Origin of the sequence: Litchfieldia salsa (assembly GCF_900104555.1) — a bacterium.
Taxonomy (GTDB): domain Bacteria; phylum Bacillota; class Bacilli; order Bacillales; family Bacillaceae_L; genus Litchfieldia; species Litchfieldia salsa.
The window spans coordinates 46,580-67,425 of the sequence record NZ_FNJU01000004.1 but is presented as its reverse complement, the minus strand read 5'-3'; the positions used below and the strand labels follow the sequence as shown (position 1 = coordinate 67,425).

The 20,846-nt window shown below is 38.2% G+C and carries 23 protein-coding genes and 1 riboswitch; of the genes, 14 read left to right on the top strand and 9 right to left on the bottom strand.

The annotated features are described in order from the left end of the window. Positions 1 to 225 precede the first annotated feature (225 nt). Entirely contained in the window at positions 226 to 921 is a 696-nt protein-coding gene (pssA, locus tag BLQ56_RS10005; RefSeq protein ID WP_386756465.1) for a CDP-diacylglycerol--serine O-phosphatidyltransferase, read from the top strand. Between the two features lie 75 nt (positions 922 to 996). Here the strand turns inward: pssA and lepB are convergent, their stop codons facing one another. The 3 genes from lepB to BLQ56_RS09975 form a co-directional block, all read right to left on the bottom strand. Then, entirely contained in the window at positions 997 to 1,626 is a 630-nt protein-coding gene (gene lepB / locus BLQ56_RS10000) for a signal peptidase I (RefSeq protein ID WP_090853203.1), read from the bottom strand. Positions 1,627 to 2,615: 989 nt separating this feature from the next. Further along, positions 2,616 to 3,989 carry a TrkH family potassium uptake protein gene (locus tag BLQ56_RS09980; RefSeq protein ID WP_090853192.1) on the bottom strand — a complete coding sequence of 458 codons (1,374 nt, stop codon included), beginning with the start codon at positions 3,987 to 3,989 and terminating at the stop codon, positions 2,616 to 2,618. A 79-nt stretch (positions 3,990 to 4,068) separates the two neighbouring features. Beyond that, positions 4,069 to 4,260: a hypothetical protein gene (locus tag BLQ56_RS09975; protein ID WP_090853189.1), complete on the bottom strand. Its 192-nt coding sequence runs from the start codon at positions 4,258 to 4,260 to the stop codon at positions 4,069 to 4,071. Positions 4,261 to 4,509: 249 nt separating this feature from the next. On the opposite strand from BLQ56_RS09975, the gene BLQ56_RS09970 reads away from it, so the two are divergent. The 10 genes from BLQ56_RS09970 (at position 4,510) to BLQ56_RS09930 (ending at position 11,199) form a co-directional block, all read left to right on the top strand. Continuing rightward, positions 4,510 to 4,965, top strand: a complete 456-nt coding sequence (locus tag BLQ56_RS09970; RefSeq protein WP_090853186.1) for a DinB family protein — start codon at positions 4,510 to 4,512, stop codon at positions 4,963 to 4,965. A gap of 128 nt (positions 4,966 to 5,093) precedes the next feature. Further along, positions 5,094 to 5,639: an RNA polymerase sigma factor gene (locus BLQ56_RS09965; RefSeq protein ID WP_238457233.1), complete on the top strand. Its 546-nt coding sequence runs from the start codon at positions 5,094 to 5,096 to the stop codon at positions 5,637 to 5,639. Then, positions 5,623 to 6,213 (top strand): hypothetical protein, encoded by a 591-nt coding sequence (locus BLQ56_RS09960; protein ID WP_090853183.1) that lies wholly within the window; start codon positions 5,623 to 5,625, stop codon positions 6,211 to 6,213. The genes BLQ56_RS09965 and BLQ56_RS09960 overlap by 17 nt, the downstream gene beginning before the upstream one ends. A gap of 349 nt (positions 6,214 to 6,562) precedes the next feature. Beyond that, entirely contained in the window at positions 6,563 to 6,997 is a 435-nt protein-coding gene (locus tag BLQ56_RS09955; RefSeq protein WP_090853180.1) for a hypothetical protein, read from the top strand. Between the two features lie 228 nt (positions 6,998 to 7,225). Beyond that, entirely contained in the window at positions 7,226 to 8,596 is a 1,371-nt protein-coding gene (locus BLQ56_RS09950; RefSeq protein ID WP_090853177.1) for a YjiH family protein, read from the top strand. Between the two features lie 548 nt (positions 8,597 to 9,144). After that, a complete protein-coding gene (locus BLQ56_RS23495) occupies positions 9,145 to 9,312 on the top strand; it encodes a hypothetical protein (RefSeq protein WP_175490259.1) in 168 nt (55 codons plus the stop codon). Positions 9,313 to 9,328: 16 nt separating this feature from the next. After that, entirely contained in the window at positions 9,329 to 9,694 is a 366-nt protein-coding gene (locus BLQ56_RS09945) for a nuclear transport factor 2 family protein (protein ID WP_090853175.1), read from the top strand. 17 nt (positions 9,695 to 9,711) lie between these two features. Next, positions 9,712 to 10,224, top strand: a complete 513-nt coding sequence (locus BLQ56_RS09940) for a GNAT family N-acetyltransferase (protein ID WP_090853172.1) — start codon at positions 9,712 to 9,714, stop codon at positions 10,222 to 10,224. Positions 10,225 to 10,268: 44 nt separating this feature from the next. After that, the gene (locus BLQ56_RS09935) at positions 10,269 to 10,814 is read left to right on the top strand and encodes a hypothetical protein (RefSeq protein WP_090853168.1); all 546 of its coding nucleotides are present in this window, start codon (positions 10,269 to 10,271) and stop codon (positions 10,812 to 10,814) included. 193 nt (positions 10,815 to 11,007) lie between these two features. Further along, positions 11,008 to 11,199, top strand: coding sequence for a hypothetical protein (locus BLQ56_RS09930; protein ID WP_090853165.1), 192 nt, complete (start codon positions 11,008 to 11,010; stop codon positions 11,197 to 11,199). A 7-nt stretch (positions 11,200 to 11,206) separates the two neighbouring features. Here BLQ56_RS09930 and speD read toward each other — a convergent pair whose 3' ends face one another. Next, positions 11,207 to 11,602 carry an adenosylmethionine decarboxylase gene (gene speD / locus BLQ56_RS09925; RefSeq protein WP_090853162.1) on the bottom strand — a complete coding sequence of 132 codons (396 nt, stop codon included), beginning with the start codon at positions 11,600 to 11,602 and terminating at the stop codon, positions 11,207 to 11,209. 211 nt (positions 11,603 to 11,813) lie between these two features. Here speD and BLQ56_RS09920 point away from each other — a divergent pair, with 211 nt between their 5' ends. The 3 genes from BLQ56_RS09920 (at position 11,814) to BLQ56_RS09910 (ending at position 14,544) form a co-directional block, all read left to right on the top strand. Continuing rightward, the gene (locus BLQ56_RS09920) at positions 11,814 to 12,212 is read left to right on the top strand and encodes a VOC family protein (RefSeq protein WP_090853160.1); all 399 of its coding nucleotides are present in this window, start codon (positions 11,814 to 11,816) and stop codon (positions 12,210 to 12,212) included. 172 nt (positions 12,213 to 12,384) lie between these two features. Continuing rightward, positions 12,385 to 12,469: riboswitch (cyclic di-GMP riboswitch) on the top strand. Between the two features lie 282 nt (positions 12,470 to 12,751). Then, complete coding sequence (locus BLQ56_RS09915) at positions 12,752 to 13,612, top strand: hypothetical protein (RefSeq protein ID WP_090853158.1); 861 nt, start codon at positions 12,752 to 12,754, stop codon at positions 13,610 to 13,612. An 11-nt stretch (positions 13,613 to 13,623) separates the two neighbouring features. Then, the gene (locus tag BLQ56_RS09910; protein WP_090853155.1) at positions 13,624 to 14,544 is read left to right on the top strand and encodes a CPBP family intramembrane glutamic endopeptidase; all 921 of its coding nucleotides are present in this window, start codon (positions 13,624 to 13,626) and stop codon (positions 14,542 to 14,544) included. Between the two features lie 81 nt (positions 14,545 to 14,625). On the opposite strand, the gene BLQ56_RS09905 is transcribed toward BLQ56_RS09910, so the two are convergent. The 5 genes from BLQ56_RS09905 to phnD form a co-directional block, all read right to left on the bottom strand. After that, a complete protein-coding gene (locus BLQ56_RS09905; protein WP_090853152.1) occupies positions 14,626 to 16,203 on the bottom strand; it encodes a bifunctional metallophosphatase/5'-nucleotidase in 1,578 nt (525 codons plus the stop codon). A gap of 324 nt (positions 16,204 to 16,527) precedes the next feature. Then, complete coding sequence (gene phnE, locus BLQ56_RS09900) at positions 16,528 to 17,325, bottom strand: phosphonate ABC transporter, permease protein PhnE (RefSeq protein WP_090853149.1); 798 nt, start codon at positions 17,323 to 17,325, stop codon at positions 16,528 to 16,530. Next, positions 17,325 to 18,137, bottom strand: a complete 813-nt coding sequence (phnE, locus tag BLQ56_RS09895) for a phosphonate ABC transporter, permease protein PhnE (protein ID WP_090853145.1) — start codon at positions 18,135 to 18,137, stop codon at positions 17,325 to 17,327. The genes phnE (BLQ56_RS09900) and phnE (BLQ56_RS09895) overlap by 1 nt, the downstream gene beginning before the upstream one ends. Then, positions 18,134 to 18,907, bottom strand: a complete 774-nt coding sequence (gene phnC / locus BLQ56_RS09890) for a phosphonate ABC transporter ATP-binding protein (protein ID WP_090853143.1) — start codon at positions 18,905 to 18,907, stop codon at positions 18,134 to 18,136. The genes phnE (BLQ56_RS09895) and phnC overlap by 4 nt, the downstream gene beginning before the upstream one ends. 383 nt (positions 18,908 to 19,290) lie before the next feature. Beyond that, positions 19,291 to 20,244: a phosphate/phosphite/phosphonate ABC transporter substrate-binding protein gene (gene phnD / locus BLQ56_RS09885; RefSeq protein ID WP_090853140.1), complete on the bottom strand. Its 954-nt coding sequence runs from the start codon at positions 20,242 to 20,244 to the stop codon at positions 19,291 to 19,293. Between the last annotated feature and the right edge of the window lie 602 nt (positions 20,245 to 20,846).

Sequence of the window (20,846 nt, the reverse complement as noted above, 5' to 3'; positions counted from 1 at the left end):
CCTTTATTTTGAAGGGACAGATAGCTGTCTGCTTCTGCTGTTGTTAGTGCTCAGGAAAATATAAGGATCGTGCTTTTAAAAAAAGGATATAAAAAGTGCTAATTTATCATAGAATAATTAGATGGCTTCAATTCATTTAGAGTTCTCTTACCATAAACTGAATAAATAGTATATAATTAATAACACTATAGGAATTATTAGCCACAGTGTGTTGGAGGTATGAGATTGTACGGAAAAATACTTAGAAGAAGCATTCCAAACTTATTTACCCTTTCTAATTTGTATGTTGGGTTTTTATCCATTTTCTTCGCAGCAAACGGAGATTTCAAAAATGCATCGACCTTAATCTTAATTGGTATGATGTTAGATAGTATGGATGGTCGATTAGCTAGAATGCTAAATGCACAGTCCGAACTTGGAAAAGAGCTTGATTCCCTTGCAGATGTTGTAACATTTGGGGTTGCTCCAGCTGTATTAGTGTATTATGTTTCTTTTTCAAATCATGGCATGATTGGCTTGCTAGTAGCTGGGATGTTCCCACTATTTGGTGCCTTTCGACTAGCGCGATTTAATGTAACATCAAAGAATTCAACTCGCTATTTCACAGGTATTCCAATTACAGCAGCTGGGGGATTATTAACCTTTATTGTCATGCTAAAGCCATGGATCCCATCAATTGTGATTACAACGTCATTTGTTATACTTGCATTATTAATGGTTAGTAAAATTAAAATCCCAAGCTTTAAGGACGTTCCGCTTCCCAAGTATGGAACAATCATTACGATTCTCTTTGGTCTGATGCTATATTATGTTTATAGAAGTAGTGACTTTCCTTATTTTATCTATTTTGCAGTGCCTTTATATGTGCTTTATATTGGGTACCGCTTTAGAAAGTCAAAGGGAAAACAGAAAAGTAAGTAGTATTAAACTTAAGAGGTAAAAAATAGGCTGTCCTAAAAGTAGTGGAATTCACTCATAGGACAGCCTTTTTATTATTTAAAATAGCTCAAACTTCTTAAAAGGATACATTCTCATCACAACTTCACCGACGATATGATCAAGTGGAACTGGTCCGATTTCACGACTGTCACTGCTAAAGTTACGGTTATCACCCATTACAAACACGGTTCCTTCAGGGACAACCATTCGTTCAAAAGGATAATTCATTTTCTCTTTTATATAACTTTCTTCAAGCTTTTCATTATTCCGATAAAGGTAACCATCTCTGATTTCTAAAATGTCTCCAGGTTCACCAATTACACGTTTAATCCAAATATTTGTTTGATCATTACTACCTTTATCTTTATTGGCAAGAACAGAGATAATCGGACTATCCCTCAAATCATCAAGCCAACTACGTTTTTCATCTATCCTACTATCAATAATAACCATATCACCATGGTCAGGGCCATTACCTAGTAGTAGAGCTTTTTTTATGACAATAACTCTGTCCCCTACTTGATTAGGATCATCCTGACTTTGACCCGTTAGAGTCGGTTCCATTGAACTACCACTAACAGAATAAGGTTGTACTAAAAACATAGTCACTACAATCGAGATGACAACAGCAATTATAATCGCTTTAACCCAAGAAAAAACTTCTCTTACTACATTTATAGGTTTCATGTATACACTTCCTCTAAATAGTAGGTACATTTTATCACAGATTTATGTCATTTTCCCAAACAGTAGTAAGAATGAAATATAATTGTAACATGGGGACGGTTCTGGTGTCTCATTTAGTGAGTTAAAGTGGTGAAGTGTCGTGATTGGTGTAGGTGGGGCGTGGGAATTCCGCGAAAAGAGCCTGGAATTCCGCGAGATAGCATGATAATCCCGCGAGAATACAGGATAATCCGACGAAGTGCCAAGAATGGTGAAGGCGGACGAGGTAATCCCTCGAAAAGAGGCTGGAATCCCACGAAAAAGCATGATAATCCCGCGAGAATACAGGATAATCCGACGAAGCGCCAAGAATGGTGAAGGCGGACGAGGTAATCCCGCGAAAAGAGCATGGAATTCCGCGAGATAGCATGATAATCCCGCGAGAATACAGGATAATCCGACGAAGCGCCATGATTGGTGAAGATGGACGAGATAATCCCGCGAAAAGAGCCTGGAATTCCGCGAAAAAGCATACTAATCCCGCGAGAATAAAGGATAATCCGACGAAGCGTCATAATTGGTGAAGATGGACGAGGTAATCCCGCGAAAAGAGCCTGGAATCCCACGAAAAAGCATGATGATCCCGCGAAAATACAGGATAATCCGACGAAGTGCCAAGAATGGTGAAGGCGGACGAGGTAATCCCGCGAAAAGAGCCTGGAATCCCACGAAAGTTCAGGTTAATCCCGCGAAAATACAGGATAATCCGACGAAGCGCCATGAATGGTGAAGATGAACGAGGTAATCCCGCGAAAAGAGCCTGGAATCCCACGAAAAAGCATGATAATCCCGCGAAAAGAGCCTGGAATCCCGCGAAAGTTCAGGTCAATCCCGCGAGAATACAGGATAATCCGACGAAGGGTCAAACTAGCTGAAACTAAAAAATAGGATGCTCATCCAAACTACCCCACCATAGTGGTCATAGTATGTATAAACATCCTATCCAAGCTCTACCCAATCATAACCTTCTCTTCGACATATCGGTATGGTGGCTGTTTTTTTGATGCTCTTGCTAGTGCAAAGGCGATTGTGAGTGGACCGACTCGGCCGATAAACATTAAGATGGTGATTACAATTTTCCCAACTGGACTTAAGTCAGGGGTAAGTCCTAATGACATACCAACTGTTCCGAACGCTGAGATGACTTCAAAAAGAATAACGTTTAATGGTGCCGCTTCTGTAATAGTTAAAATAAACAAGGTAATGAACACAACGGCTGTTGAATAAACCGTAATCGCAAATGCGCGATAGATTATATCCTTGGGCAAGCGTCTACCCATCGTATTCACATCTTCTTTGCCACGAATCAAGGCCCAGATTGCCAGGAAAATAATCGCGACTGTTGTCACTTTAATTCCTCCTGCCGTTCCACCTGAACCACCACCAATGAACATCAGGACCATCGTGACAAACTGGGAACTTAACGTTAATTCGCCCATGTTCAAAGAATTAAATCCAGCCGTTCTTGGCACGACTCCATGAAAATATGCACCTAACAATTTATCCTTTAACCCTAACGGACCAAGAGTTCCAGGATTATTATATTCTAAAGTAAAGATGAGAACAGTACCGACCACATTTAGAAGAACAGTCATAATAAGCACGATTTTTGTGTGCAGAGAAAGCTTCTTAATTGATTTTTTTCGAACGATATCTAGGACGACTGTATAGCCGATCCCTCCAATGATTAATAGTGAGGTAAGGACCATGATAACGGTGAAATCGCCGACATAGCTGGTCATACTGCGGAAATCTCCCATTATATCAAAGCCTGCGTTATTAAACGCAGAAATCGAATGAAAGATGCCATAATAAATCGCTTTTGGAATGGCGAAGTCTTGGGCGAAACGAAACGCAAGGATAACAGCCCCAATGCCTTCTATGAAAAAAGTAAACCCTATTACAAACTTTACGAGTTTTACCATTCCTTCCATTGAAAGCTGATTTAGTGACTCTTGAATCATCAGTCGACTTTGTAAGCCAATGTTTTTGCCGAGAAACAAGGCAACAAGAATACCAACCGTCATAAAACCTAATCCACCGATTTGAATTAAGACCATCAAAACGATTTGGCCAAACATAGTGAAGGTTGTATGAGTGTCCACCACGACTAAACCAGTCACACAAACCGCTGATGTTGCTTGAAACAGGGCATCAATAAACGAAAGATGATGTCGATCCTGTGTGGCAAAAGGTAGCATTAACAATAAGGTTCCAACTAGAATGAGAATTAGAAACCCAAGAGAAAGAGTTTGGGCTGGGTTAATCCGTATCAGTTTTTTAGATAACTTAAATTTAGCGATTTTTTTTAGTCCTTGGACCATTATCATCTGCTCCCAAACGTTCAATTTTTTATAAAAAAAAAGCCATATAAAATGGCGTTACAGCTTTGTATTAATATTATTATTTAATAAGACTTACTAATCGTAGCAATGGATTTCTGCTTCGATCTGAAATTTTAAGATCACTCATCGATAATTTATCTTGGTTTTCTGAAATCCAGTTTTTTAATTCTTGTTTATCCTTACAATGGGTGTAATATGTTTCGCCACCTTTTCCGATCGCGTTCACAACAAATCTACATGTATTCCCCATAATGCCCACCTTTTTTTATATAGATAATGTATTACTTAGAGGATTATATCAGTGTTGATTAAAGATTTCATCATCTTTTTTTGTCGAATTTCAAATCCCTTTTTTGTAAACCTTTACATGTGGAGAAATAGTGGATTTATGCTTTTTAAATTTTTCTAGGGAGTGTAAGTTTTATCAAAAAAAGGAAATGATTGTTTTTTGTTGAATGTATATAATGTCGATATCTGACTGATGTGAAAGGAGAAGATCATGAAAAATTTATTTTTATATAATTGGATGGTTAGAGAAGACTGGTTCAATTGGTGTAAACAATTTTCCAATGAACAACTACTGGCCGAGAGAAAAGGCGGATTAGGTAATATCCTTCACACACTTCTTCATATCATTGTGGTCGAACATGATTGGATTCAAGACTTGAAAGGTGGCAGGGTTGCCGAATTAATAGTGAGTGATTATCGAACAATTGAAGACGTTATTGAACTACATCATAAATGGCATGACGAGATTAAAGAGTTTGTTATGGGGTGGCACGAGGATCTCGACAAAATCGAATTAATTTTGGATGAGGATCGTTATACATATGGAGAAGTGTTGAAGCACTTGATCGTACATGAAGTTCATCATATTGGGCAATTATCAATATGGGCAAGAGACCTAGGGAAAGCCCCGGTTACAGCGAACTATATACGCAAGGGACTTCAATAGAAATAGGGGAATTAGCACTTGGGTAGGATTTTACCAAGTGCTTTATTACGTTATGGACAGTGCTAAACAAATTATTTTTTAAAAGTGTAACCGATTTTTTCTTCAATCGTTATTTAGGTAGAAAAACAATGAAAGAAGAGATGAAAATGGACCATGAGCTAATGAAGAGGAGAATTAATGAGTGGTATTTTGAGTACAGTAATGACCTTTATCAATATGTAGTATTTATGATTCGTGATCATGACCAGGCAAAGGATATTATGCAGGATACGTTTCTGAAGGCATATACCAACTATGAAAGATATCAAGGGGGTAATGCGAAGGCGTGGCTGTTTCGAATTGCTCGCAATTTAACGATCGATTATATTCGCAAGAAGAAGCCAATTTCACTCTTGTTTGAAGCAATCCCATTTATAAAGAATGAGGACCCAACGCCTGAACAAATGACGACCCTCAATGAAACAGAGCGTGAGTTATATAGAGCTTTAGGTAAAATAAAGAGGTCTTACCGGGAAGTCATTATTTTACGAAAAATGAAGGACTTCTCTGTGAAGGAGTCTGCAGAATTATTGGGTTGGAGTGAAAGTAAAGTGAAAACAACACTCTTAAGGGCCATTGCCGCATTAAAAAAACAACTTGAGGAGGAGGGTTTCACACATGAAACAATCTTATAATGAGCTTCATTTAGATAAAGAATTAAAGTCTATGACTACAAAATTGAACCTTACTACCACTGAAAATAAAGAGATTTTAAAACAACTTAACTTAAAATTAGATGAACAGCAAAAGAGAGTAAAGAAGCGCTTTAATCCATATTACTTGTCAGTTGCAGTGATGGCTGCGATCTTGCTTATCTTCTTGGCACCTGTTCTCCTGCAACAGGATTCACAACAATCAGAAGCACCAGTAGTAACGGAAGCCGGAATTGAACAAATAATAAGTGAAACCCCAGTTAATACGATTACCTATCGGTTTGAGGAATATGAACAAGAGCTAACAATCATGAAAAATGCACTCATAGCTAAGGAGGAACTAGAAGGTAAACCTGATTTGGAAGAAGTGTTTCCAAAGACGATTACGATTGAGTACAAAGGTGGCCTGAAAGAAGTCTACCGAGTATGGATCACCTCAGAACCATCTGGTGAAGACTATACGTACAGAGGATATTTCCTGAAAGAAAATGGTCACACCTTTTATAAGTTAGATGTAGAGGCTGCTGAATTAATGTTTGGGATGTTTGCGAATTAATCTAAAAGACTGTTTTCGGATAGAGTGTTGCTCTTAAAGCCGCAGGCTGATTACACTCCGCGTCCAGCGGGTGACCAGTGAGCCTCCTCGTCGCTACTGCTCCTGTGGGGTCTCACTTTGGCCACTGGTCCCGCAGGAGTCTACGTGTATTCAGCCTGCTTGTACTACTTTTTCAATCTAAAAAAAACCACTAAAATTGGATGTGCATGTGCTAACGTGATAAATCCCTTAAGATAGACAGGTAAAACTTGTTATCCTAGGGGATTTTTTATGTTAATGAAGTGAACATTATTATCTAAGGGGGACTGGATTTATAGGTAATGAATAAATATGAAAGGAATGGCTTCGAATGGATTTCATGTTGATTTTAATTATACTAACGCTTTCCTATCAATTAGTTCGAAGAAGACAACGATCACATCATTGGAGTATAAAAAAAGCCCGGGTTGTCTTTGGATTATTCAATTTTATGGGGCTATTCTTTGGTTTGCTTATTATAGAGATGTTCATTTATGCTTCCCCACGACTCGAATTACATTTAACCCTATCATACGCATTAATCGCATTGATTTATGGTTTGATTATTTCAAGCTTGACTTTTATTAAATATAGCAATAATCCAGAGGAAAAAAAGAGAACCATTTTTGATGAGGATTTTGTCCCACAGCGTGATATCTTGATTTTAAGAGAAGGAAAAGAAAGGCTAAAACTTGAATCAATTGCAATTATAATTATCATACTCCCACTTTTGGCAGCCTTTGTCGCATTATACTTTTTATTATAATGATAAAATAAACCACAGGTCTTCTACTGTAATAGTCCCCTTTGCAAACTCCTACTCCATAATAAGAGTGCTTATGAAACTTCCACTTTAAGAGTCTTTCCGATTTTAATGAAAATTTGATTAAAAATTTGAAAGACTATCTTGAAAATATGTGATATGATATCAAAGTTTGAAAAATACAATATAGAAGAAAGAAGTTTCGCATCCTGAAAAACTAGAGGTGAACGAATGGAAAATCAAGATCAACATGAACTTAGGAAATCATATAGCATTAGCGAATATTTACAATTTATCATACCGTCTCTAATCGGTATCTTCTTATTTATTATACCCATTCCTTATAGCGAAGGGATTACCATTCCTGTTGCCGTACTTGCGAAATGGATACAGAGCAACCTAGCTGGTGAAATACCTGCTATTATGACAATCGTTATGGTGATTACTGCATTCATTTCAATACTTGCAAGCATCGTGAAGCCAAGGGTAATCATGCAGTCGCCTTTTTTAGAAAAATTATTCTTGGTTACACCAGTTTGGCTTTTCGCTAGAATTCTTGGAGCAGCGTTTGCTGTGATGGTCCTAAATGAAATGGGTCCTGCTTGGATTATCTCTGAAAATACTGGTGGGTTATTATTCTACGACTTAATTCCAGTACTGTTTTCAGTGTTTTTATTTGCTGGTTTATTTTTGCCATTGCTTCTTAATTTTGGACTGTTAGAGCTATGTGGAGCACTATTAACAAAAGTGATGAGACCACTCTTTCTTTTACCTGGACGTTCATCGGTTGATTGTTTAGCTTCATGGCTTGGTGATGGAACGATTGGGGTACTATTAACGAGTAAGCAATATGAGGAAGGCTACTATACAAAACGAGAAGCAGCGATTATTGGGACAACATTTTCTGTTGTATCGATTACGTTTACGATTGTGGTCCTTGCTCAAATGAAGCTTGACCATATGTTTGTTCCATTTTATTTCACGATAGTTGTGGCAGGCTTAGCCGCGGCGTTAATTTGCCCAAGAATTCCACCATTATCAAGAAAGTCAAATACGTATAATGACGATAAAGAGCAAAAGGTAGATGAAAAGATTCCAGGGAATTTCAGTGCATTTCGCTGGGGGATTTCACAAGCTGTGACGACAGCAAAGAGAAACAATCAGTATTCGGCTGTGTTAAAAGGCGGGGTCCAAAACGTACTTGATATGTGGATGGGAGTAATTCCGATTGTCATGGCGATTGGAACGGTTGCACTTGTCATTGCTGAGTACACACCACTCTTTACCTACTTAGGCGCACCTTTCGTCCCTGTTTTAACATTGCTACAGGTGCCAGAAGCATCTGAAGCAGCTCAAACAATGGTCGTTGGTTTCGCGGATATGTTCCTACCAGCCATTATCGGGAGTGGAATTGAAAGTGACCTCACCCGATTTGTCATTGCAGGCGTCTCTGTCACACAACTGATTTACATGTCAGAAGTGGGTGGACTATTATTAGGATCCAAAATACCAGTTAGTTTCCTAGATTTAGTCCTAATCTTCTTGCAGCGTACGGTCATCACTTTACCGATTGTGGTGGGGATGGCTCATTTGTTTTTTTGATGTATGATATTGAAGATTTGGCGAGAATTCTATTTAGGGTTCTCGCTTGTTTGTGTTGGCTGGGTTTGGGTGTTGGGGGATTGGTTCCCTTTTTCTATGTTTTGGCTTGAGGTTGGGCATCTAAATGGGGATTAGTTGCCTTAACGCTTGAATGGTATAGCACAACGGTCACTAATCGTGGATAAGTGCCCTTAGCCCATGATCCACCCCGCGAAACGGTCACCAACGGAGATAAGTGCCCTTACCTCATAATCCCACACCACCCCTAGATCCCCAACCCAAGATAAGTGCCCCTATCCATTGATCCACCTCGCACATTGGTCACCAATCCTCCAAAAACGTCATCCAACAACCACACATATACAACTATAAGAAGGAAATAGAAAATAAATCACGAAGTTAATCATAATCATCATCATACGTATCTTTGAAAGGGGACTATCCCAATGAATATCACAAATGAAGCAAGTCAATTCCTTCAACAGCTCTTAGCCAAGAGGAAAAAAACAGGTGTGCGGATTGGTTATAATGAAAAAAGTACGTGAGGCTTGTCTAAATTCAAATTAACTCTGGATGAGTTAAAGGAAGAGGACTATGTAACAGAGGAAAATGGCTTAACTATTTTCTATCAGGACGATGTCGCCACAAAACTCCATCGTTTATCAATCACCTATGAGAATGGGAGACTAGGGTTGAGAGATTTAGAACAATCGTAAAAAGGAGTGTGCAAGAGTGGAAGATATTATTTTACTAAAGGAAGAAATACGTCGGCTAGAGGAATCCCTACATAGTCCAGACATTCGTACATCGCCTGAGAAAATTAATCAATTACTCTCAGATGATTTCTTTGAGTTTGGTGCTTCAGGAAACAAGTGGACGAAAGCAGATTGTGTGGGTGACGATGGACTAGCGGTATTAAAGGTGAAAATCATTGAATTTGACTTACATACGCTCTCACCAGGAGTCGTTTTAGCAACCTATCTCTTACATGACGAGCTACGAGAAGAGATGAAATATACGTGGCGGAGCTCGATCTGGAAGCAGCGGGATGGAAGATGGCAAATGTTCTTTCACCAAGGTACACCCATTAAGAAATAGAGAAGAAGGTGCAGACTGTGATTATTAGAGAAATCGTCGTTGAAGATGCAGAAGGCCTTGGCCAAATCATGACCAGAGTAGAGTCGGAATCTGATTTTATGATGTATGAGGCGGGTGAAAGAAAAACGAGCACAGAGCGCCAAAAGCAAATGATTGAAAACCTCCTAAAGTCAGAGAACTCAACCATTTTTGTGGCTGAAGAACACGGCAATCTGATTGGATATCTCTTTGCCATCGGTGGCTCGGCGAAAAGAAACAAGCACTCAGCATACATTGTCATTGGTATAGCAAAGGTGCACACGGGCAAAGGCATCGGAACAAGCTTGTTTCAGGCGCTAGAAAAATGGGCAAAAGAACAGGAAGTCCACAGACTTGAACTAACCGTCATCACAAACAACAAAGCAGGCTTGAGCTTATATCAGAAAATGGGCTTTGAAATTGAAGGAACAAAACGTGATTCACTATACATGAACGGTCAATTTGTAAATGAATATTATATGAGCAAGCTGTTAGAAACAAATAGGTCCTAGAAAAGTAAATAAATGAAGGAAACGAACATACATATGAAGTAAGGATGGAAATAACTGAACCTAAACAACTAGTTATTTCCCATACAATACAACATGAACGAACAGAAGGGAGTGATCCTTTGGACAGTAGAATCAAAGCTATTATGACAAGCTTTGTTATATTACTTGTTTGTATATACACCTATTTGAAATTCAACCCACCACTACAAAGCCTTGGATATAGCTGGGACCCAAAGGACTCAACACTAATCGTCGTAAAGCTCCATAACGAAGGCTTCGCTGAAGCAAACCTACAGGGAGTATCAATCAATAACCATCAGCAGCCACAAACCGTACAACTAGGAATCAGTCGAACAAACGTAAATGTTGGAATATACGCCACCCAAGCCGAGAAAGACCAATTTAGTTTTCACGAACTAGACGACTATCCGATCCTTCCTGCTAAAAAAATTGAGATAGAATCTCCGGACAGTATAAAAAAATATGGCCTTGTCGTTGACACAGAATTCCCGATTGAAAAGCTAACGATTAAATATACGTACATGGGGCTGCCCCTTAAAAAGGTAATCAGGATTGAAATGGAAGAATAAATTAGTTAGTTTATAAGAGTGGGCTTGTGGTTGGATCATGCCGATTTGTCGAAAAATCGATAAATCGTGGAAAGTCGCAGATAAAACCTAAAAAGTAGCAGATAAATCTAGCAATCTGACTGATATTCGACAAAAAGTAGCAGATAAACTTCTTAACCACCCAATATATGCCGCACTAGGAGGTCCAAACAAAATGAAAAATCAAAAATTCAATCCAATAACCTTAGTAAGTGTGTTCATCGGCTCCATTTTAATGGGAATGAATGCATATGAACAGTATCAAGCGGAACAACCAACATATATGGTGATTTTCATCTTGTTAAGCCTCTTATTATTAACCCTTACTGTTTATGGAATCGTGAAAAATAAAAAAAGTTCAAGGTGATCGAACGTCACCTTGAAACTTTTAGCCCCGTATAATCGTTAACAGCGAATTCTCCGTTGCCTCGCTTAATTTCCTTGCCGTGTAGCTTTTTTGGCTGAAGGAAATCTATCATCATTTCAATTGCAACCTTTGGATCAACACCTTCACCACAAGTATAGCAGTCAATTGAAGCATAACCTTGCTCAGGATAGGTATGAATGCTGAAATGACTTTCTGATAATAGCAGCAAGATGGTGCATCCTTGTGGGACAAAGCCTTCAGATTGCACACCAAGTACACCAGCTCCACTAGAAAGCGCCGCATCATACATTTTTCCTTCTAGTCCATCAACATTATTTAATAAATCAAAGTCAACTCCCCACATATCGATCATAATATGGGTACCCATTGTTTGATAATCCATGTTCATCTCTCCCAATCACAAGTTCTTATTTAAATACCCTTCCAATAATAAAATTAAACAAAGAAGGTTTTAAAATTTGAATAACGGGTAATAATGAGTAATGTATTCCCCCTTTTCCTTTTTTAAATGCTCCTTTCCCAGGGAGCATTTTTTATGGAAAAATAATAACAACGAAAATGGGTGGAAGAGAATTGATGGGAGGGGATGGGTTATGCCTTGCTATGTAACAAGAATTAGCACCATTGAGTTGCCGGTAACAAATATCGAAACATCTGTTAATTGGTATGCTAAAATGCTGAATTTAGTGGTCCAACACAAAACAGAACATGATGCGATGTTATCGTTTAATGCAAAAGGTGTTGCAAGCATCTACCTTGTTCGAACAGACGATTCAAAGAGGAATTTTTTTGAGAATACACACACAAATGTCACTCATAGTGTGATTGATTTATATACCTATGACCTAGAAGGCTTTTACCAATTCCTACAGGATCACAATGTCGAGGTAGGAGAGCTTAATCTAACTGGAGAATTCGGTGGATTTGGTTTTAAGGACCCGGATGGCAACCATTTAAGCGCCACAAATATTGCTCAACTTGGGCAGGAATAATTTAAAAGAGTTTGTAGGGAGAAAATCTCTAGAGGCTTTTTTACATTATTCGACACATGTCACAAATTTTGTCAAAAAGTATATGGCCAAATCATCCTTAATTGAGAACAAAAACACCCATATTTATCCTATAATGTGGTATTATTACCATACTAATAGTGGGTATTCACCGATCAGCCAAGGGCAAACCGTTTGAAAGAATGGGACGCAAAGTCACGGGTCTAACGTAGCAATACTATGATGGCTGGGCTACCTGATGATAAAAATTGGGAGATGGTCTGTGTGAAGTTACGTGCAATCATTTGTTTTTTAAAGAGAAAGCATAAATACAGCTATTATGATGATCGCTGTGTCACATGTGGCAAAAGAAAGAGACGAGCTGCTTAATTATAAGTAGCTCTGTTGACCTGAGAATATTAAATACACAGTAATGAGCAGACCAATTCACATATGATTTGGTCTTTTTTTTTATTCCCTACTATTCGAGAATAGTAGCAGTCTGATATGATGAGATTATCATAATTTAAGGAGAACAAGACATGGGACAAGTAGTGCGGGCTCTTATTAAATGGGGGATACCCATTGTGCTCTTTTTTCTAATTTTTAATGGAATCGGCTATTATTTTTTATCTACTAAAGCACAAACAGAAATAGAAACATCCCCTGAAGAAACGATTAACTTTAAAGACGTTTCTATTACAGTCGTGAATAACGGGGAATATGATAATCAACTAATGAAGGATATCCGTGAAAAAGTAGAGTATTCAACTAAATCGATCCTAGAACTAACAGATTCTTACTTATCACCTGTTCATCATGTGACACTCAAGTTGGAGCCATATACAGAAGGTGATTACTACAGACCTCCCTACATATCTAATACTATTTATAATCCTGATGGACTATTAATTGAAACATGGAACATTGAAGAACAACTGTTATATAATTTGTTTCTAAAAAGAGCGAAAACGAGTCCGTTTACAACCATTGGACTTGGCTTTTATTTATATTCAGCGGAAAACTCAAAAGAGGTGATGGATGCTCATGATTACTGGCTGATTCACGAAAAACATCATGCTGATGTAAATATACCCTCCCTTCTTGTAAATGACGAATTCACAGAAGATGTTGTCTCCCAGGACTACGGACCTCTTCCACAAGCACGTTATTACGGAGTTGCTTCTTTTTCAAAATATCTGATTGACACTTACGGGATCGATCACTATGTTTCTCTCTATGATTCACCAAATGTAGAAGGTTCAATGAATGAAGTATACGGTTCATCATTGGAGGAACTACTTTTGGAATGGGATGACTATATTACGAAAAAACGGTCTTATTTATCTTCCTATCAATTAGATTTTTATCAATCTGAATACCAATTTCTGTATGAAGAATAACGGAGGATTCCATGAAAATTAGTTTTTCTCAATTCACAAAACCAGTGTTAGTTGGAATGATTTTTGTCACATTAGGAGCCGAACTTTTATTATGGGGAAGTGGATATAGTTATTTTTTAAATGAACTGTATATGTATCTTATAATCGCATCTATTTTTCTCGCAATTCCTCTTCATAGAGCATGGAGAGGTCAGAAAACGAAAAGGTCAACATCGTATTATATTTTTCAATTTTGTATTGTTTTTTTTGTGTTTTTCACAATTTCAAGTATAGTAGACCTTTCCACCTATTCTTATTTAGATGAATTTGAGATAGGCTATGATGAAGAATTGCAAGACCATTTAGGGAATGCGCCTACTTTCTATGAAGATGGTGAATACTATGAAGAAGAGTATGAGGACTACGGCACTTATCCTTTCTTTGAAAATCTTGATTATTACGGTTCCGATATATGGAGTTGTGTTTTAGCAGGACTTGAAGAAGTATCTCGATTATCCTATATCTTGCTTACCATGTGTTTATTTTCATTCTTTTATCGTCAAAATAAACAAGATAGAAGCCATATTCCACCAGTGTTAACTGGTCTTTTTCTCTCATCTCTTATGTTTGGACTTGGACATGTTTGGGCTCATGACTACACATTGGCTGAGAGCGCAGGGAGTTTTATCTATTATACCAACGCTGGTCTCGTTCTTGGTGTTCTGTTAATTTGGACAAAAAATCTTTGGATGATGATTGCTGTACATGGTTTCTATAACCTTTGCATGAGTTTGAATCTTTATCTTTATGAATACAGTACCTTAATTATCTACCTAATTGTCCTAGTTGTATGTATTTCATATTGGATTGTCTTGCATAGAAAACGCCGTCGACAAAAAGAAAAAGAAATCTTCCTACAAAAATTACACCAATTTAATCAGTCACAAGGATAGGATGATTAAATGAAATCGGAAAAACCCCAGAGCATATAGCCTTTGGGGTTTTTCCGATTTAACCAGTGCTTAGGAAGTAGTTTATCCTTTAACCACACGCCAATTCTGATTGGTCTCCGCTTTTATTAACGGATGTTTGACAAAATAGTTTGCTAGGATTTCGGTCATATCAATTTGAATTTCTTTGACCACTTTTTTTCCTTTAAACATATGATATTCTCCGCCACCTGTTGCACGGTAATTGTTCATGACGACTTGGTAGGTTTGACTCTCAGCAAGGGGGCTTCCATCTTTAGTAAGTGAAGTAACTCGCTGACCAATCGGCTTTGCCACGTTAATCGTGTAGTCGATTCCTTCCCACATATCATAGTTATAATGCTGTGGCTTTGGTTCATAGAATGAAGGATTTACATCAATCTCTCCGTCTTCTCTAATGATAAAATAAGACGCACTTCGTTCCAGTGCTTCTTTAATATCCCTTCCAGTCACTTCTAAAACGGTTAATGTGTTTGGATAAATATAGTTTGAAACAATATCTCTCATCGTGACATCTGTTGGAAGCCCTCTTGCTTGGTTATTGAATAGAGCAGTGTTCGAAATGTCTACATCGGCTACATCCATTTGAACATTGTTAATGAACTCAACAAGCGGGTGCTCCTCAAGCCTTGCATGGAAAGCGTCAGTAATAACCATGTTGCCTTCGATTTTACCAATTGGTTGATCAAGCCAGGTTTGAGTGGCTTCTTCATACACCTGATTAATGGCTTGAATCGTTTCATGAGCAACATGTGATTCCATTGGGACAAGGGAAGACTGTTTGTGAATGCAGACCCATTTTTCCAGATCATTTTGTTGAAAATGAAGATCGACACGCCCGACATATGCACCATTGCAACCAGGTTGAACAATACTGACACCATTTACCTCGTCAGCTAAGAGACGATGTTGATGCCCTGTTAAAAGCACGTCAATTCCCTCTACTTTTTGACAAATCTCATAGGCTTGATTTTCACCAGATAAGGTTTCCGTTGGTTCACCTGTACTCAAGTTTTTTTCAAATCCACCATGGTAAGAAACAATCAGTAGATCTGGTTGCTCGTGTGTTCGAATATAAGAGACCCATCTAGCTGCACTCTCAAGGCAATCTTCAAAAGCAAGATCCTTGATATGCTCAGGCTTTTCCCAATTTGGGATATAGTGGGTCGTTAATCCTAGAATGGCAACTTTGAAGTCTTCTGTCAGCTTTTTGATCAGGTAGGGTTGACCAAAATAAGGCTCATTTGTGACACTGTCTACAATATTAGCGGAAAGCCATGGGAAGTTTGATTCTGATACGGCTTGGTTTAATGGTTGCATGCCATAATTAAATTCATGGTTTCCAATAACGGCTGCATCGTAGTGTAAATGGTTTAACGTTTGGGTCACTGGGTTAGCTAAATGAGATTGATTCCGTACATAGTGATAGGTGAGAGGGGTTCCTTGAAACTGATCTCCGTTATCGATTAAGAGTGTGTGTGGTTCTTGTTCTCGCACTTCTTCTATGTATGTAGCAATTTTGGCTAATCCTAATGGTTGGTATTCGTTTGTTCCGTAATGGATTGGGTAGATGTGACCGTGTAAATCACTAGTTTCTAGGATTGTAAGTTTAATGTCCTTCATGGAATTCCTCCAATACACGTTTTTTATATTTATTGGTCACTCGGAAATAGGAAAGCGAACTTTCCATTCGCTGCGAGCCACTCCCTTTCCTTAGAGCTGCGTGAGCCTCCTCGTCGCAAAAGCTCCTGCGGGGTCTTACGTGAACTGCAAATCCTGCAGGAGTTGAGTGGCTCTCCGCTCATTCCAAGTACAAGGTTTGGGCATTCTGCTTTCATATATAGGTTGTGAAAAATTCTTCAAAGAGCATAAACAACCTCACTGAAAAAGCCGACTTAATGAGTTTACTATATCATTAAGTCGGCCAAATGGGTAAGGGTGAGTTTGTTACACTAACCGTTTTCTTATTTGAGTTGAAATGAAGTCGATAATCGTTACGACGACAATGATGACGACGAGTATGAGGCCCATTTCTTCCCAGTTTCTGTTCATTTTTGCAAATACGATGAGTGTCCCGATTCCTCCGGCACCAACGATACCGAGAATGGTTGATGCACGAACATCAATCTCAAAACGATAGATCGCGTAAGATAGGAACTCTGGTGTGATTTGTGGGATAATCCCATGTGCTAGAATTTGAAGCTTGTTGGCGCCATTGGCTTCCATTGCTTCAATAATATTTGTATCAAGTGATTCCAACACTTCAGAATATAGCTTTCCAAGCATTCCGATTGACCCGATCGCAATCGCGAGTACCCCAGCAAATGGCTTTGGTCCAACAACAACGATGAATAAAATTGCTAGAATGATATCTGGAAATGCACGGATTGCACTTAAAATCCATTTTCCAATCGTAGTTAAGACTCGGTTTTTAGTCATGTTTTGTGCGGCTAAGAATCCTAATGGTATCGAGAAAATAGCTGCTAATAGAGAACCAGCGAATGCGATGTATAGCGTTTCAACCATGGCATCCCAAACTTTAGGTAGAGCTTCCCAGTTTGGATCAAATAACTTTGGAATGATCCGTGAGAAGTTGTTCATCATTCGGTCAAAAGCACGAGCAAAGTCAATGTCGATTCCGGTAAAGGTCCAAACATACAATGCAATGATTGCAATCGCAATAACAATATTTCTGACTTGTTTAAACAGGGAGCGTTTAGGCTTTGGAGGTAATACGAGTGACATTACACAATCGCCTCCCTTATCTTAGTACTGATATATTCAATGATGACAACGAGTGCAAAGATGATGATGATGATCCCCATTGCATTTGGATATTTATAAAACTTGATTTGTTGATCAAGAATTTGACCGATTCCACCAGCACCTACTAATCCTAATACGACCGATGCGCGAATGTTAATCTCAAACACATACAAGACGAATGAGGTGAATTGTGGAAGTACTTGTGGGACGACTGAAAAGTAGATCGTTTGAATTGTACTTGCACCGGAAGCATGCATCGCTTCAAGAGGGTTCATATCAATCGATTCGACCGTCTCACTGATTAATTTTGCTAAAATTCCTAAAGAGAAAATAATAAGTGCAATAATCCCTGGTAATGCACCAATTCCAAATAATGCAACAAAGATAACAGCTAATACTAAATCTGGAATTGTACGAAGAATATTTAGAACAAAACGCACAAAATTATATAGATATTTGTTCGTTGTCACATTATTTGCAGCAAGTAAGCTTAATGGAACACAAAGAATAGCTGCAATCGTTGTGGCAATCACTGCCATTTGAATTGTTTCTGCTAATGCTGGCCAAATTGCTTTAAATAGACCTAAATTGGGTGGGAAGAATTTTTGAAATAATGTTCCCATATTTTCGAAGCCATCAATAAATTCCATTAGAGAAGCTTCTGTTTTATAAGAGCTAAGTACATAGAAGCCAAGTACTACTAAGAAAATAGCGGTAATTCGCATTTTAGCCTTCGCCGGAATAACAGCAGGAGATTTACCTAGAGCTTTTTTTGTTCCGTCTTTTGTCATGCCTCTTGCCCCCCGCGAAGATCATCCTCACGAATGGTGCGTCCATATATTTCTTCGAATGTCTTTTCTGTTACTTCAGACGCAGGTCCATCAAACACAACCTCACCTGCACGCATACCAATGATACGATCAGCATATTCCATTGCCATATCAATGAAGTGAAGGTTAACAATCGTCGTAATTTTATCTTCTTGATTAATTTTTCTTAAATAGGTCATTACTTGGTGTGAAGTAGGAGGATCCAATGATGCAACAGGCTCGTCCGCTAATATATATTTTGGTTTTTGTGTCAAAACACGAGCGATACTCACACGTTGCTGTTGTCCACCACTCAATTCATCTGCGCGATTATAGATTTTTTCTTCAATGTTAACACGCTTTAAGCTTTCATATGCCAAGGCACGATCTTCATTGCTAAACATATTAAAAAGAGAAGGTAATGTGCTTGTATGTCCTAATCTTCCAGCTAGAACGTTTTTGAATACATTTGATCGTTTTACTAGATTATAATTTTGAAAGATCATACCAATCTTTGTTCTAAGAGTACGAAGCTGTCTACCGTTAAAGGTTAAGATGTTTTCGTTATCAACCTTTAATTCACCCTCGGTTGGCTTGACAAGTCGGTTAATGCTACGGATTAAAGTTGATTTCCCTGCACCTGACAGTCCAACGATGACGACAAATTCACCTTCGTTAATAGTAAGGTTGACTTTTTTTAACCCTTTTGTTCCATTTGGGTAGGTCAATGATACATTTTTAAACTCGATCATAAATCATTACTCCTCTATTAGATGTGAATTTTTATGAGCCAATTTTTACTAGAACACAAACAAGTTATGGCTATTATCATTTTACTGCAATATTTGTTTATGGTCTTGATTAAAAGGGCTTTCTACTTTTAATTAAGTAGAGTCTAGCAACATTTTTTTAATAATAAGAAAGTATATAACTTTGTACTCAGTTTTGGTGTCTAGCTCCAGGCGCCATCGGCTCGGGGTCATAAGCCAATCCGTCGTGAAGGTTAAAAAGCAACCTTCAAGCCGGCTTGTCTTATGCCTGTCGCCGATAAGCGGGCGCCTTGCGCTTTTCTTAATAGAAAAAGAGAGGAGAAAAACTCCTCCTCTCAAGCTTTAGCTATTTTGGTCCGTGGGAATTAGTCTAAGCTAATTGAGTCTCTTAATTTGTCGTAAGTATCACGAACAACGTCATACTCAGCATCTTCAGCTTCACTAATTGCATCCCAGTTATATACATCATTCATGATTTTGATCATTTCTTCATCATCATTGAAAGCCATGAAAGCTTCTTTAATTTGTGTGACTAATTCATCATCTAATTCGCTAACAACAGAGATTGTGTCATTTGGAATGTCTTCAGTATGACCAAGAATTGTTAATTTTTCCATAATGTCTGGGTAATCTTCTTCAAGAGTTGTGCGAACATCATCAAACGTTGTTGCTACGTCAGCATCGCCTTCATATACAGCAATTGCAGCTGAGTCATGTCCACCTGCAGCAATTCCTTCAGCGAAGAACTCAGTTTGAAGTGCTTCTGCAGATTCAAGATCAAATTCACCCATTAATTGTGCTGCTGGGAATAAGAAACCAGAAGTTGAAGCAGCATCTGGATAAGCCCAGATTTTACCTTCTAAGTCAGCAAGAGTTTTGATGTCAGAGTCAGCGCGAACAACATATTGTGCTTTGTATGTACCACTGCCATAACGCATAGATTTAAGAATAACTTCTACATCATATTGCTCATTAGCAAGTACATAAGCAAATCCAGGAATGAAACCAATTTGAACTTCGTTAGCACCCATTGCTTCTACTAATGCAGAGTAATCAGTCATTACTTTTCCTTCAACTTCAATACCAAGAGCTTCTCCTAATTTGTTAGCAAGAGGTTCTACAGTATCTGCAATCGTATCAGAATCCTGTGAAGGAACAAATCCCATAACAATCTTTTCAGGCTTTTCTGCTGGAGTTTCAGCCGGTGTTTCTTCGTTGTTGTTTCCTTCTGTTGCTGTACCACCTTCATCAGATGTTCCACATGCTGCTAGTACAAATGCGAAAGTCAATACTAGCAAAAAGCTTAACAATTTTTTCATCTTTTCTTACCCCCTGTTGTAGTATTAAATATTTGCACAACCTAAATTATGCATGTTGTTTGTAAAAATTTCTACACTTAGTGACTAGTTTTTACAATTTTTTTACATATGTTGCTTTGACATGATTTTTATTATAACAGTTTAACCAAGCATTTCAATTAATCTGTAAGATTATGTAACACAATAGTTTACAATTTATTTACTTTTCCTTTAGTATAAAAGAAGATCGAATATTGTTAGTATCTACCTTTAAAGGTATTTTATGGGTTCTATTATCCTGCATTATTCTAAACTTCCGAGAAAATGGTGTGAATATTGATCATGCCAAATAACTTCAACATGAAAAAATCGAATGAAGGGGGACAAGCAAGTATCTTAATCAAATTGGACCAAATCGAAGCGAGGCTGTGGAAGATTGTCTAATAGAAGCCTCTTATCGGACAAAATCGGTGTGAGGGCGTGTAGAAATGTCCAATAGAAGCATCTTATTGGACAAGATCGGTGTGTGGATGAGGGGAATTGTCTAATAGAAGCGTCTTATCGGACAAAACCGAAGCGTGGATGAGGGGAAATGTCCAATAGAAGCGTCTTATCGGACAAAA

Bases quoted from the DNA above. Each gene is read 5' to 3' on its own strand.
- BLQ56_RS09915 (WP_090853158.1), top strand. From the start codon at position 12,752: ATGGGACAAGTAGTGCGGGCTCTTATTAAATGGGGGATACCCATTGTG.
- BLQ56_RS09935 (WP_090853168.1), top strand. From the start codon at position 10,269: ATGGAAATAACTGAACCTAAACAACTAGTTATTTCCCATACAATACAA.
- phnD (WP_090853140.1), bottom strand. From the start codon at position 20,244: ATGAAAAAATTGTTAAGCTTTTTGCTAGTATTGACTTTCGCATTTGTA.
- BLQ56_RS09950 (WP_090853177.1), top strand. From the start codon at position 7,226: ATGGAAAATCAAGATCAACATGAACTTAGGAAATCATATAGCATTAGC.
- BLQ56_RS09930 (WP_090853165.1), top strand. From the start codon at position 11,008: ATGAAAAATCAAAAATTCAATCCAATAACCTTAGTAAGTGTGTTCATC.
- speD (WP_090853162.1), bottom strand. From the start codon at position 11,602: ATGGATTATCAAACAATGGGTACCCATATTATGATCGATATGTGGGGA.
- BLQ56_RS09955 (WP_090853180.1), top strand. From the start codon at position 6,563: ATGGATTTCATGTTGATTTTAATTATACTAACGCTTTCCTATCAATTA.
- BLQ56_RS09970 (WP_090853186.1), top strand. From the start codon at position 4,510: ATGAAAAATTTATTTTTATATAATTGGATGGTTAGAGAAGACTGGTTC.
- BLQ56_RS09975 (WP_090853189.1), bottom strand. From the start codon at position 4,260: ATGGGGAATACATGTAGATTTGTTGTGAACGCGATCGGAAAAGGTGGC.
- BLQ56_RS09980 (WP_090853192.1), bottom strand. From the start codon at position 3,989: ATGGTCCAAGGACTAAAAAAAATCGCTAAATTTAAGTTATCTAAAAAA.
- lepB (WP_090853203.1), bottom strand. From the start codon at position 1,626: ATGAAACCTATAAATGTAGTAAGAGAAGTTTTTTCTTGGGTTAAAGCG.
- BLQ56_RS09905 (WP_090853152.1), bottom strand. From the start codon at position 16,203: ATGAAGGACATTAAACTTACAATCCTAGAAACTAGTGATTTACACGGT.
- BLQ56_RS09920 (WP_090853160.1), top strand. From the start codon at position 11,814: ATGCCTTGCTATGTAACAAGAATTAGCACCATTGAGTTGCCGGTAACA.
- BLQ56_RS09960 (WP_090853183.1), top strand. From the start codon at position 5,623: ATGAAACAATCTTATAATGAGCTTCATTTAGATAAAGAATTAAAGTCT.
- phnE (WP_090853149.1), bottom strand. From the start codon at position 17,325: ATGTCACTCGTATTACCTCCAAAGCCTAAACGCTCCCTGTTTAAACAA.
- BLQ56_RS09910 (WP_090853155.1), top strand. From the start codon at position 13,624: ATGAAAATTAGTTTTTCTCAATTCACAAAACCAGTGTTAGTTGGAATG.
- phnC (WP_090853143.1), bottom strand. From the start codon at position 18,907: ATGATCGAGTTTAAAAATGTATCATTGACCTACCCAAATGGAACAAAA.
- BLQ56_RS09965 (WP_238457233.1), top strand. From the start codon at position 5,094: ATGAAAGAAGAGATGAAAATGGACCATGAGCTAATGAAGAGGAGAATT.
- phnE (WP_090853145.1), bottom strand. From the start codon at position 18,137: ATGACAAAAGACGGAACAAAAAAAGCTCTAGGTAAATCTCCTGCTGTT.